General features: G+C 32.0%; 16 protein-coding genes. All 16 read left to right on the top strand.

Going from position 1 to position 13,441, the window contains the following annotated elements; translation table 11 throughout:
* The first annotated feature begins 15 nt into the window (after positions 1-15).
* The 16 genes from KO494_RS01580 (at position 16) to KO494_RS01505 (ending at position 13,439) form a co-directional block, all read left to right on the top strand.
* Positions 16-1,143, top strand: coding sequence for a WG repeat-containing protein (locus KO494_RS01580; RefSeq protein WP_215965828.1), 1,128 nt, complete (start codon positions 16-18; stop codon positions 1,141-1,143).
* Positions 1,144-1,211: 68 nt separating this feature from the next.
* Positions 1,212-1,943 (top strand): 3-oxoacyl-ACP reductase FabG, encoded by a 732-nt coding sequence (fabG, locus tag KO494_RS01575; protein ID WP_215965827.1) that lies wholly within the window; start codon positions 1,212-1,214, stop codon positions 1,941-1,943.
* 17 nt (positions 1,944-1,960) lie between these two features.
* The gene (locus KO494_RS01570; protein ID WP_215965826.1) at positions 1,961-3,178 is read left to right on the top strand and encodes a beta-ketoacyl synthase; all 1,218 of its coding nucleotides are present in this window, start codon (positions 1,961-1,963) and stop codon (positions 3,176-3,178) included.
* Positions 3,179-3,184: 6 nt separating this feature from the next.
* Positions 3,185-3,427, top strand: coding sequence for a phosphopantetheine-binding protein (locus KO494_RS01565; protein WP_215965825.1), 243 nt, complete (start codon positions 3,185-3,187; stop codon positions 3,425-3,427).
* A 21-nt stretch (positions 3,428-3,448) separates the two neighbouring features.
* Complete coding sequence (locus tag KO494_RS01560) at positions 3,449-4,339, top strand: lipid A biosynthesis acyltransferase (protein WP_215965824.1); 891 nt, start codon at positions 3,449-3,451, stop codon at positions 4,337-4,339.
* A 111-nt stretch (positions 4,340-4,450) separates the two neighbouring features.
* Positions 4,451-5,374 (top strand): dialkylrecorsinol condensing enzyme DarA, encoded by a 924-nt coding sequence (locus KO494_RS01555; protein WP_215965823.1) that lies wholly within the window; start codon positions 4,451-4,453, stop codon positions 5,372-5,374.
* A 9-nt stretch (positions 5,375-5,383) separates the two neighbouring features.
* The gene (locus tag KO494_RS01550) at positions 5,384-6,517 is read left to right on the top strand and encodes a beta-ketoacyl-ACP synthase III (protein WP_215965822.1); all 1,134 of its coding nucleotides are present in this window, start codon (positions 5,384-5,386) and stop codon (positions 6,515-6,517) included.
* Positions 6,518-6,940 carry a hypothetical protein gene (locus tag KO494_RS01545; protein ID WP_215965821.1) on the top strand — a complete coding sequence of 141 codons (423 nt, stop codon included), beginning with the start codon at positions 6,518-6,520 and terminating at the stop codon, positions 6,938-6,940.
* Positions 6,940-7,404: an ABC transporter permease gene (locus KO494_RS01540; protein WP_215965820.1), complete on the top strand. Its 465-nt coding sequence runs from the start codon at positions 6,940-6,942 to the stop codon at positions 7,402-7,404. Before KO494_RS01545 ends, KO494_RS01540 begins: the two co-directional genes overlap by 1 nt.
* A 5-nt stretch (positions 7,405-7,409) precedes the next feature.
* Complete coding sequence (locus KO494_RS01535; protein ID WP_215965819.1) at positions 7,410-7,817, top strand: hypothetical protein; 408 nt, start codon at positions 7,410-7,412, stop codon at positions 7,815-7,817.
* On the top strand, positions 7,807-8,802 hold the full coding sequence (locus tag KO494_RS01530) for a BtrH N-terminal domain-containing protein (protein WP_215965818.1): 996 nt from the start codon (positions 7,807-7,809) through the stop codon (positions 8,800-8,802). Before KO494_RS01535 ends, KO494_RS01530 begins: the two co-directional genes overlap by 11 nt.
* 1 nt (position 8,803) lies before the next feature.
* A complete protein-coding gene (locus KO494_RS01525; protein WP_215965817.1) occupies positions 8,804-9,547 on the top strand; it encodes an ABC transporter ATP-binding protein in 744 nt (247 codons plus the stop codon).
* On the top strand, positions 9,540-10,805 hold the full coding sequence (locus tag KO494_RS01520) for an ABC transporter permease (RefSeq protein ID WP_215965816.1): 1,266 nt from the start codon (positions 9,540-9,542) through the stop codon (positions 10,803-10,805). The genes KO494_RS01525 and KO494_RS01520 overlap by 8 nt, the downstream gene beginning before the upstream one ends.
* A complete protein-coding gene (locus KO494_RS01515) occupies positions 10,783-11,235 on the top strand; it encodes an acyl-CoA thioesterase (RefSeq protein WP_215965815.1) in 453 nt (150 codons plus the stop codon). Before KO494_RS01520 ends, KO494_RS01515 begins: the two co-directional genes overlap by 23 nt.
* A complete protein-coding gene (locus tag KO494_RS01510; protein ID WP_215965814.1) occupies positions 11,228-12,373 on the top strand; it encodes a beta-ketoacyl synthase in 1,146 nt (381 codons plus the stop codon). Before KO494_RS01515 ends, KO494_RS01510 begins: the two co-directional genes overlap by 8 nt.
* A 4-nt stretch (positions 12,374-12,377) precedes the next feature.
* Positions 12,378-13,439, top strand: coding sequence for a methyltransferase (locus tag KO494_RS01505; RefSeq protein WP_215965813.1), 1,062 nt, complete (start codon positions 12,378-12,380; stop codon positions 13,437-13,439).
* Positions 13,440-13,441: the final 2 nt, after the last annotated feature.

Below are 13,441 nucleotides of genomic sequence, written 5' to 3'. Positions count from 1 at the left end.
AAAAAATTAAATCACATGAAAACAAAATCGCTATTAATCGTATTATTATTTTTAACTGCATTAACCTATGCACAAGAATTAGCTCTTGCAAATCAAGACGGTAAATTTGGCTATATCACCAAAACTGGAGAGTGGCAAATTCAACCAAAATTTAAAGTCGCTAAAAACTTTTCTGAAGATCTGGCAGAAGCTATGAACGACAAAAAAAAATGGGGCTTTATTAACCGACAAGGAGAATGGGTTATTCCTCCTAGTTTTGACAAAACCAAAGCCTTTAACTCAGGTATCGCTATTGTTTTAAGTAAAAAAGAATGGTTTTACATAAATACCAAAGGAGAAAAAGTATTAACAGATGTTACTACAGATAAAATTTATGATTTTGAAGAAGGCCTTGCACAAATAAGACATGGAGATAACATAGGTTTTATTAATACTTCAGGATCCGTTGTTATTGAACCAAAATTCAATAAAGCTTTTGATTTTGTTAATGGATACTCAAAGGTAAGAGAAGGTGAAAAATGGGGTTTAATAGACAAAACAGGAAATTATTTTGTAGAAACAAAATATGATGGTATTAGCAACGCTTACAATGGTAACGTTGTTGCAACTCTTGGGGAAAGTCACGGACTTATTATAAATGGGGAATTTAAAAAAGTAGATGGCACTCAAAAAATTTGGGATTTCTCTGTTAATGAAGATATTACCTACGCTAAGAAAAACGACAAAATTGGCTTTATCAATAAAAATGGCGAATGGATTATAGAACCAAAATTTGACAAAGTTAGAGCTTTTGTAAATGGCCTTGCTCCAGTTGCTATTGATAAACAATGGGGATATGTAGATACCACAGGAAAAATGGTTATAGATTTTCAATATAGAGATGCAGAAATATTTAGTGAAGATGGTTTAGCTCCTATTAAAATAGATAAACTTTGGGGCTTCATTAATACCTCCGGCGAGCAAGTAATAGAAGACAAATACAATATTACTGCTGGTGGTTTTTCCATTTTTACAAAAAACAATCAAAAAGGTTTTATTGACGGACTTGCCAGAGTAAAAAAAGAAAAAGTTTGGGGCTATATAAATACTAAAGGAGAAGCTTTAAAAAACACTTGGTATAAACAATTAGAACTTTTTAACTAACAGACAAAAAAATTAAAACTACTACGTTTCCCAATCAGAGTAGACTTAACATCTAATAAAAACAACACATGAAATGTGCCTTAATAACTGGTGGTTCTAGAGGAATTGGTAAAGCCATTTGCTCTCAACTAGCAAAAGATACAGACTATCACATATTAATTAATTACAACAGTAATGAAGCTGCAGCAAAAGAAACTTTAAAAGCAGTAGAAGCCGCTGGTAACACTGGAGAAATATTAGGCTTCAATGTAACAGATGCAGAACAAGTAAAAACAAAACTAGATGCCTGGCAAGAAGCAAATCCAGATGCTTTAATAGAAGTAATAGTTAATAATGCTGGTATTACTAAAGACGGATTATTCATGTGGATGCCACAAGAAGATTGGCAAAACGTAATTAACACCTCGTTAAACGGTTTCTTTAATGTTACCAATTATGGTATTCAAAAAATGCTACGCAACCGTTATGGTCGTATTGTAAACATAGCTTCTGTTTCTGGTGTAAAAGGTACTCCTGGACAAACCAATTATTCTGCAGCCAAAGGTGCAATAATAGCAGCAACTAAAGCCTTATCACAAGAAGTTGCTAAACGAAACATTACTGTAAACGCTGTAGCTCCTGGTTTTATTAAATCAGACATGACTGCAGATTTAAACGAAAAAGAATTAAAAAAATTAATACCAGCAAATCGTTTTGGCGAAGCACAAGAGGTTGCAGATTTAGTTTCTTTTTTAGTTTCAAAAAAGTCTTCTTATATTACTGGTGAAGTAGTAAATATTAATGGAGGTATTTACTCTTAATAAACATTGTAATCCCTATGAAGCGAGTAGTTATAACAGGAATGGGAATTTATTCTTGTATCGGAAAAAATCTGGAAGAAGTAAAAGATTCATTATACAATGGTAAATCTGGTATTGTTTATGACCAAGACAGAAAAGACTTTGGTTATCGGTCTCCTTTAACAGGAATGGTAGAAAAACCAAATCTTAAAAAACAGCTTTCAAGAAGAGAACGTATTAGCTTAGGAGACGAAGGTGCTTATGCATATGTAGCAACTATTGAAGCTTTAGAAAACGCAAAAATAGATCGGGATTTTTTAGAAAATAACGAAGTAGGAATTCTTTATGGTAATGACAGTACTGCAAAAGCTATTGTAGATTCTGTAGACAAAATTAGAGACAAAAAAGACACAACACTAGTTGGTTCTGGCGCTATTTTTCAAGCCATGAACTCTACAGTAACCATGAATCTTTCTACACTTTTTAAACTTACAGGTGTAAACTTTACTATAAGCGCAGCATGCGCAAGTGGTTCTCACGCCATTGGTATGGCATACCAACTTATAAAAAGTGGTCTACAAGACTGTATTATATGTGGTGGTGCGCAAGAAATAAACAAATATGCCATGGGAAGTTTTGATGGGCTTGGTGTTTTTGCCATGAACCTAGAACACCCAGAAAAAGCATCTAGACCTTTTGACAAAAACAGAGACGGACTGGTACCTAGCGGTGGCGCAGCAACCTTAGTGGTTGAAAGTTACGAATCTGCTATAAAACGCGGCGCACCAATTTTAGCAGAAATTATTGGCTATGGCTTTTCTTCTAATGGCGAACATATTTCTACACCAAACGTAGATGGTCCTTCAAGAGCAATGGCTAAAGCAATAGTTCAAGCAGATTTAAAACCTCAAGATATAGAATATGTTAATGCACATGCAACTTCTACTCCTGTTGGTGATGCCAATGAAGCAAAAGCAATTGCACAAGTTTTTGGCGAAAATGGCCCTTATGTAAGCTCTACAAAATCTATGACAGGACATGAATGCTGGATGGCTGGAGCAAGTGAGGTTATATACTCTATGCTCATGATGCAAAACAATTTTATTGCACCAAACATTAATTTAGAAGAACCAGATGAAGATGCTAAAAAATTAAATCTAGTAAGTAAAACGCTAGATAAAAAATTTGATGTATTTTTGTCGAATTCATTTGGGTTTGGTGGAACAAATTCAGCATTAATAATAAAAAAATTATAATACAAAATGACTAAAGAGGTTATTATTGAAAAGATAAACGACTTTCTAATAGATGAGTTTGAAGTTGAAGCAGATGACATAGCTCCTGAAGCCAATTTAAAAGACACTCTAGAATTAGATAGTTTAGACTTTGTTGACCTTGTAGTTGCGGTAGAGTCTAACTTTAGCGTAAAATTAGTGGGAGAAGATTTTGTAAATGTAGAATCTCTTCAAGATTTCTATAACCTAATTGAAAACAAATTAGGATAAACAACTTTACTTTAATTACTTATGACTGCTGAATGGCAAGGAAAGTCCAGAGGAACCGTTTTTGGTTACAAAATTTTTGTGTTTTGTATGAAAAATTTCGGAATAAGCTCTGCATACTTTATCCTGTATTTTGTAGCTTTTTACTTTTGCTTTTTTGCTTCAGATAGCACAAAGGCTAGTTATTATTATTTTCATAAAAGACGTAAAAACTCCAAACTAAAAAGCTTCTTAAATGTATACAAAAGCTATTATGTCTTTGGCCAAACCATTATTGACAAAGTAGCTATTTCTTCAGGATTAAGAGATAAATTTACCTATCATTTTGATGGTGTTGAACTTATCAACCAAGCTTTAAAAGAAAAAAAAGGAGGAATTTTAATAAGTGCACACGTTGGTAATTTTGAAATTGCAGAACACTTTTTTGGAGAGTTACAAGAAAACGCCTCTATTAGTATTCTAACTACAGATGCAGAGCATTCTAATATCAAAGCATACCTGGAAAGCGTAACAGAAAAACCTAAAGTAAAACTTATTTTAATTCAAGAAGATTTAGGTCATATTTTTGAAATTAATGCAGCGCTTGCTAGAAATGAACTGGTGGTAATTACAGGAGATAGATACATACAAGGCTCTAAATACTTAACACAAGACCTACTAGACCAAATAGCAAAATTTCCTGCAGGACCATTCCTGTTAGCATCACGTTTAAAAGTTCCTGTACTTTTTGTGTATGTTATGAAAGAAACCAACAAACACTATCATCTTTTTACCAGAAAAGCAGAAGCAAAACACAGAGATGCCCAAGCACTTTTAAAAGAATATACAGAAAGTGTTTCTTGGATGTTAAACAAATACCCACTACAATGGTTTAACTATTTTGATTTTTGGGAAACTTTAGACAAAAAAAAATAAGATTACTCATATTTTTTTATACTTTTCGTAAAAGTTAATAAATTCTATTATTTACCAAGAGTGATTCTTCAATATGTAGACTTTTATTCCGAAATTACAAAAAAAAATCTTTTGAAAAACGTTTTAGTCATACACTATTCTCAATCTGGACAACTAACAGAAATTGTAAACAATATTGTTTCTCCTTTAGCTAATGATAGTACACAAATTGATTATCATGAGATTAAAATGGAAACCCCTTTTCCTTTTCCTTGGAATGAAAAAGCCTTTTATGGTGTTTTTCCTGATACATTTCAGCAAATACCAAAAAAAGTAAAACCTGTTGCGCAAGAAATTCTTAATAAAAAATACGACCTTATTATTTTAGGGTATCAAATTTGGTTTTTAACACCTTCATTACCAACCACCTCTTTTTTAAACACTGCAGACGCCAAAAAACTACTAAAAAACACACCTGTAGTTACGGTTATTGGTTGCAGAAACATGTGGATTATGGCACAAGAAAAAATGAAGAAAAAACTAATAGAATTACAAGCCAATTTAGTTGGTAATATTGCTTTAGTAGATAGACATATCAACCATATAAGCGTAATTACTATTGAAAAATGGATGATGTCTGGAAAAAAGGAAAGCTACCTTGGCGTTTTTCCAAAACCAGGAGTTTCACAAAAAGATATTGATGAAGCCGATAAATTTGGTTTCGTTATAGCAAAATATTTAAAAGAAAATAATTTCAACAAATTACAAGATACACTATTACAAAAGGGAGCTATAAAAATTAAACCTTTTTTAGTAAAAACAGACAAAAGAGCAAATGTCCTATTTTCTAAATGGGCTAACTTAATTCAATCTAAAAACAGTAAAAACAGTAAAAACAGCACTTTTTGGGTTAAATTGTTTAGTTATTACTTATTATTTGCTATTTGGATTCTTGCACCAATTGTTTTTATCTTATTTTTGTTGACTTATGTGTTTTCAATACATAAAATAAAGAAAGACAGATTATACTATTCTTCTGTAAAATATATAGAGTAAGTCATAAACATGAAAGACGTTTACATAAATAAAGTTTCAAAATTTCTACCAAATCGACCTGTTTCTAATGATGAAATGGAAAATAAATTAGGTACTATTAACGGTAAAACTTCTAAAGGAAGGCGTATTGTTTTAAGAAACAACCAAATAAAAACCAGATATTATGCTATTGATGATAATGGTAATATTACACACAACAACGCACAACTAACAAAAGAAGCAGTATTAGCTTTATGTGACAAAGAGTTTAAGGCAGAAGACATAGAACTACTATCTTGTGGTACTTCTAGTCCTGATCAAATTTTACCATCACACGCAGCTATGGTTCATGGGTTTTTAAAAAACGGAAACCTAGAAATTAACTCGCCTTCTGGCGCTTGTGTTTCTGGTATGAATGCTCTTAAATACGGCTACATGTCTGTAAAATCTGGCGAAACTACAAATGCAGTATGCACAGGATCTGAACGCACTTCTTCCTGGATGATGTCTGATACGTTTGAAGAAGAAGTAAAACATTTACAAACCCTAGAAGACAACCCAATATTAGCCTTTAATAAAGACTTTTTACGTTGGATGCTCTCTGATGGTGCAGGAGCTGTTTTACTAGAAAGCGAGCCAAAAGGAGAACAACCATTAAAAATGGAATGGATGGAAGGCTACTCTTACGCACATGAAGTAGAAGCTTGTATGTATGCTGGAGGAGATAAATTAGAAGACGGATTTTTAAAACCTTGGAGTGAATACCCTTCAGACCAATGGAGTAAAAAATCCTTGTTTGCTATGAAGCAAGACGTAAAACTTCTTAGTGAAAACATATTGGTAAAAGGAGTAGATAGCTTAAAAAAAGCTATTGAAAAACACAACATTAAACCAGAAGATATAGATTATTATTTACCTCACGTTTCTTCGTATTATTTTAAAGATACTTTATACAAAGAAATGGAAGCACAAGGTGTAAAAATACCTTGGGAAAACTGGTTTATGAACCTAAGTAAAGTTGGTAATGTTGGTGCTGGTTCTATCTACATTATGTTAGAAGAATTAGTACATTCTGGAAAACTAAAAAAAGGAGATAAAATACTTTTATCTGTACCAGAAAGCGCTCGTTTTGCCTACGCTTACGCACTATTAACTGTTTGCTAAATGAGTTTACCAATAACAGATATAACCCATTTAATTCCGCAAAAAAAACCATTTGTAATGGTTGATACCTTGCTAGATTTTTCTGCAGATAAAATTGTATCTAGTTTTACAATTTTAGACACCAATATTTTTGTGCAAGACAATTATTTTTTAGAATCTGGTATTATTGAAAACCTAGCGCAAACCGTTGCTTTACATACAGGTTATGATTTCTTTTTAAAAGGAGAAAAAGCACCAACAGGTTATATTGGTTCTATTAAAAAAGTAGAAGTACACCAATTACCTAAGCAAAACGAAACCATTACCACCCAAGCAACTATACTTCATGAATTTATGGGAATAACCATGGTAGCAGTTAAAGCCTTTAACCAAAACAATGAAGAAATAGCCTCTGCAGAAATGAAAACCGTTATTGCTACGTAATGAATAAATTTACATCACTAGATATCACCAAATTTTTACCACATCGTGCGCCATTTTTAATGGTAGACCAGGTACTATCTATTGATGATGAACATGTAAAAACTTCCTTTAAAATAAAAGAAGATTGTATTTTTATAGATGAAAACAAGCAGTTTAATGAAGTAGGTTTAATTGAAAATGCAGCACAAACCTGTTCGTCTATTGTTGGTAAAAGTTACTTTGAAGAAGATGATCTTGAAGGGGAAGGCACAAAATTAATTGGTTTTATTTCTGCAATTAAAAAAGTAACAATTCATGCCTCTCCTAAAATTGGAGAAACCATAATATCTGAAGCAAATTTAAAATCTAGATTTGATGCAGATAATTATAGCATTTGTACTTTAATCTGTACCATTTCAACTTCAAACAAAGAATTATTATCTTGTGAAATGAATTTGTTTATTCAAGAAATACCTAAAGATTAAAGGTTATGAAAAAAAGCGAAGTACCTCAAGATAAAAGTAATTTAGAATCAGCAAACTTTAGAGAGTTGTGTTATGCTGTAGACGAAAATGGAGAATATACAACAGCACATACCACAGGTTGGGACCCAAAAACTATTGCTTTAGACAATGCAATTGACGAAATAAACCAACGTGTGGAAGAAGCAAAAAACAGAGTACTCAGCAACCAAACCAGCCCAATAGAATATTATATGGAACTCCATAAAATGGATCTTCAAATTTTAGCTAGTTATGTAGGCCTATGGCAATGGCGCGTAAAACGTCATTTTAAACCTAAAGTATTCCAAAAATTATCACACAAAACCCTTCAAAAATATGCAGATATTTTTGACATTACCATAGAGCAACTTAAAAATATTGAACATGCAAATTAACTTTACACACCATCAATCTGCGCATTGCGAAAATGGTGTGGTTTCTAACTTAATGAAACATCATGGCTTTAACGTTAGTGAACCTATGGTATTTGGTATTGGCTCAGGCTTGCTGTTTTGTTATATTCCTTTTTTAAAGGTTAATCATGCTCCTGCTATTACTTACAGAGCAATGCCTGGTTTTATTTTTAAACGTTTTGCTAAACGCGTAGGTATAAAAATAGAACGCGAAAAATTTAAAGACCCTAAAAAAGCAAAAGCTGTTTTAGATAACAATTTAAACAACAATAATCCTGTTGGCTTACAAGTTGGTGTTTATAATTTAACCTATTTTCCTGATGAGTATCGCTTTCACTTTAATGCGCATAACTTAGTGGTTTATGGTAAAGAAGACAACACCTATTTAATTAGTGACCCGGTTATGGAAACTGTAACAACCTTAACAGACAAAGAGCTTGAAAAAGTAAGATTTGCTAAAGGTGCTTTACCTCCAAAAGGGCATATTTATTACCCAACAAATTTTCCTAAAGAACTTAATTTAGAAAAGGCAATATTAAAAGGAATTAAACATACCTGCAGAGATATGCTAGCACCAATGCCTGTTCTTGGTGTAAAAGGAATTCGTTTTACAGCAAAACAAATTAGAAAATGGCCTAAAAAATTAGGAACCAAAAAAGCAAACCATTTTTTAGGGCAAATAGTACGAATGCAAGAAGAAATAGGAACTGGTGGTGGTGGTTTTCGTTATATTTTTGCTGCTTTCTTACAAGAGTCTAGCAAAATTTTAAACAACCCTAAACTTGCCGATCTCTCTAAAGAAATGACACTAATTGGTGATTTATGGCGTGATTTTGCTGTAGACGCTTCACGTATTTATAAAAACAGAGGAGCAAAAGCAGATGGATATAATGAAGTAGCATCACAATTAGAGGCTCTTGCAGATAAAGAAGAAGTATTTTTTAAAGCTTTAAAAAAAGCTATTTAATATGATTAAAATTGAACAGATTTCTAAAAAATATAAAACTGCCGAAAATTTTTCGGTAGTGGACTTTAATTTGTTCATTGAAGAAAAAGAAATTTTCGGACTTCTTGGTCCTAATGGAGCAGGAAAAACCACATTAATTTCTATACTTTGTTCCCTTATAAAACCCACATCTGGTTCTTTTACTATTAACGGTTTAACTTATCAAGCCAATAAAAACCAACTAAAACAACTTATTGGTATTGTACCACAAGAGTATGCGCTATATCCTACGCTTACTGCCTTTGAAAATTTAAAATACTTTGGAAGCATGTATGGCTTACATGGTAAAAAATTAAAAAATAAAATTAACGAGTATTTACAAATATTAGGGTTATCGCAATTTACCAATAAAAAAATTGAAACTTTTTCTGGTGGTATGAAACGCCGAATAAACCTTATTGCTAGTATTTTACACGAGCCAAAAGTATTGTTTTTAGATGAGCCAACTGTGGGTGTAGATGTACAATCTAAAAATGTCATTATAGAGTTTCTTCAAGATTTAAATAAAAAAGGAACTACTATTATTTATACTTCACATCACTTAAATGAAGCAGAAGCTTTTTGTACCAAAGTTGCCATTATAGATCATGGTAAACTAATAACCAAAGGAAAACCAGCAGATTTAATTAACATGCAAGAAGGAGCACATAATCTAGAAGATGTGTTTATTAGTTTAACAGGAAAAGCTTTAAGAGATCATGCGTAAACTTTGGGCTTCAGCATATAAAGAGTATTTGCTTCTAATTAAAGATTTTGGAGGTCTCGTGGTATTATTTATTATGCCATTGGTACTAATTATTACCATAACTATTATTCAAGATAGTACGTTTAAAACCATTAGCGATACTAAAATACCTGTTTTAATAGTAGATAACGACAAAGGTACTGTTGCACAAACCATACAAGATGGATTAGCAAACTCAAATACGTTTGAAGTAATTGTAAAAAAAACAGAGTCTGAAGCTAAAGACTTAGTTTTTTCAGGCAAAAACCAACTTGCTATTATAATTCCAGAACACCTTTCTTCCGATTTAGAGAAAAAAGTAAACCAAAATGTAGAAGGTATTATTTCTAAATTTGGTTTAGGTGAAGAAAGTGAAACAGAAACAATTCCTATTGCTAAAAAAGAAGTAAAACTCTATTTTGATCCAGCAACACAGCTAACTTTTAAGTCTTCGGTTAAAAACGGAATAGATAAAATGATTTCAAAAATTGAAACACAATCTATCTATAAAGCGTTTCAAGAACAAATAACAGATGATCCTACAGAAACTATTTTTGAAACCGAAAATTTTATCACTTTCAAAGAAATTCTTCCTATAAAAAACAACGAAGAAGTTTTACCAAACTCTGTACAACATAATGTTCCTGCGTGGACTTTATTTGCTATTTTCTTTATCATAGTGCCTTTATCTATTAATATCGTTAAAGAAAAAAGCCAAGGTACTTTTGTGCGTTTACGCACCAACCCTGTTTCTTACGCTACCGTTTTAGGAGGAAAAACACTAGTATATCTTTGTGTTTGCATTATTCAATTTATATTAATGCTAGCAATTGGCGTATATCTTTTTCCTGCAATGGGTCTACCTACTCTAGATGTTTCTGGACGATTACCACTTCTTTTTATAGTTGCTTTATTTTCTGGATTGGCAGCAATTGGTTTAGGGTTATTACTTGGTACCATTGCAAAAACACAAGAACAATCTGCTCCCTTTGGTGCTACCTTTGTTGTTATTTTAGCTGCACTTGGAGGTGTTTGGGTTCCTGTTTTTATTATGCCTAAGTTTATGCAAACTTTATCTAATATTTCTCCAATGAATTGGGGTTTAAATGCATTTTACGATGTATTTTTACGAAACTCAGGCCTTTTAAAAATTTTACCTGAAATTGGTTTACTATTTTTATTTTTTATAGTGACCACATTAATTGCTATTGTTTATAATGAAAAGAAAAATGCAGTCTAAAACAAAACTCGTAGAACATACTAGCCAAGTGCGTGTGCGCTTTGTAGAAACAGATCCGCTTGGTATTGTTTGGCATGGAAATTATATTCAATATTTTGAAGATGGTCGTGAATCTTTTGGCAGAAAACATGGTATTTCATACCTAGACCAAAAAGAACATGGTTTTGCAACACCAATTGTAAAATCTAGTACAGACCATAAACTCCCTTTACGTTATGGAGACATTGCTACTATTAAAACCATTTATGTAGACAGTCCTGCAGCTAAAATGATGTTTCGTTATGAAATTTACAACCAAAACAATCAGTTAGTATGCACAGGAACAACCGTTCAGGTATTTGTAGATAAAATTGGTGAAGGAGATTTATCATTAACTATTCCAGATTTCTTTATGGAATGGAAAAAAAATGTAGGCTTAATCAATGAGTAAAGTTTACGTTTCACATAACAATATTATTTCTTCATTAGGTTTTTCTAGCGATGCTGTTGTTTCAAAGATTAGCAAAGAAACTTCTGGTTTACAGCGCATAGACAACAAATCAATATTACCAGAACCTTTTTATACTTCATTAATTAATACAGAAATATTACAAGAAAACTTTAATAAATTACATCCTAAAGCAGAATATACACGTTTAGAGCAAATGATGATTACTTCTTTAAGTAAGGTTATTGATGCATCTAACATTAAATTAAATGATCGTGTAGGTTTAATCCTCTCAACTACCAAAGGTAACGTAGATGCATTAGATACTAACAATCCTTTTTCAAAAGACAGAGCCTATTTAAGTGAACTTGGTAATCAAGTTAAAAATTTCTTTGGTTTTAAAAACAAAGCTATTGTAGTTTCTAACGCTTGTGTTTCTGGAATTTTAGCAGTTGCTATAGCAAAAAGATACATACAACAAGATGTTTACGACCATGTGTTTATAACTAGTGGAGATGTAATTACAGAGTTTATTTTATCTGGATTTAATTCTTTTCAGGCTTTAAGCAGTGCACCTTGTAAACCTTATGATGCAGATAGAACAGGAATAAATATAGGAGAAGTTGCTGCTAGTGTTTTAGTTACAAATAACAGCACAGATTTAGCTAAAGAAGCCGTTACTGTTTTAGGCGAAGGCTCTTGTAATGATGCCAACCATATTTCTGGTCCATCAAGAACAGGAGAAGGTTTATACAGAAGTATGCAATCTGCGTTTAAACAAGCTAATATTACAGCAGAAGATGTAGATTTTATTTCTGCACATGGTACAGCAACCATGTATAATGATGAAATGGAAGCCATTGCTTTTAACAGAATGCAATTAAGTAACGTGCCATTAAATAGTTTAAAAGGATATTTTGGTCATAGTTTAGGTGCTTCTGGCTTAGTAGAAACCATTGTTGGTATGCATGCATTAAAAAATAACACCTTATACAAATCACTAGGTTTTGAAACTTTAGGAGTTACAAAACCATTAAATATAATTACCAAAACAACAGAAAAAAATATAACTAGATTTTTAAAAACAGCATCGGGATTTGGAGGCTGTAATACAGCAATCTTATTTCAAAAAACTAATTAAAAATATGTCAAATTCATCTATAAAAGCTATAGACGCAATTCAGGAAGCACAAAAAATCGCCTTTGCTCCTTTTGTTTTTCAAGCAACAGTATCTTTAAGAAAACTTGGTGTTTTCGATCTGATTTTTGAAAAAAGAAAAAAAGGAGGAATCACTGTTCAAGGTATTGCAGAAGCGTTAAAACTTAGCGAATATGGAATTGGTGTATTATTAGAAATAGCAGAAAGTTCTGATATAGTTTCTAAAAACGAAACAGCACATTATGAACTAACAACCATTGGGTACTTTTTAGCCTATAATGAAACAGTTAACGTAAATATTAACTTTACAAATGAAGTATGCTATAAAGGCTTATATCATTTAGATGAAGCTATAAAAACAGGAGAACCAAAAGGTTTAAAAGAATTAGGAAACTGGAATACGGTTTATGAAGGTTTATCACAACTTACCCCTTTACAACAACAATCTTGGTTTGAATTTGATCATCATTATTCAGATGACATTTTTGCTGAAGCATTAGAAATTTTATTTAAAAAAGATCGAAAAAAAATATTCGATATTGGTGCAAACACAGGAAAATTTACCGTAAAATGTTGTGCTTATAATAACGAGGTTAGTATTACCATGATTGATCTTCCTGGGCAATTAAACAAAGCAAAAGCTAATGTTGCTAAAGCAGGTTTTCAAGATAGAGTAAAAGGTCATGAAGTTGATTGGCTTTCAGACAACCCAACAATACCAAGTGATGCAGAAACCATTTGGATGAGTCAATTTTTAGATTGTTTCTCTAAAGAAGAAATTTTAAAAGTGCTTAAAACCTGTGTAAATTCTATGAATGAAAACTCAGAACTCATCATCATAGAAACCTTTACAGACAGACAAAAATTTGATAACGCGAAATTTATTTTAGAAGCCACATCGTTATACTTTACTGTTATTGCTAACGGAAACTCTAAAATGTATAAAGCAACAGAATTTAAAGACATTGCAAAAGAGGCTGGATTACAACTTAATGAAGATGTAGAAATTGGCGAATACCATACAATGTTTACTTTTAGCAAAGCATAATA

This window comes from Lacinutrix sp. C3R15 (assembly GCF_018860825.1).
Taxonomy (GTDB): domain Bacteria; phylum Bacteroidota; class Bacteroidia; order Flavobacteriales; family Flavobacteriaceae; genus Oceanihabitans.
This window is presented reverse-complemented; position numbering and strand designations above follow the sequence as displayed.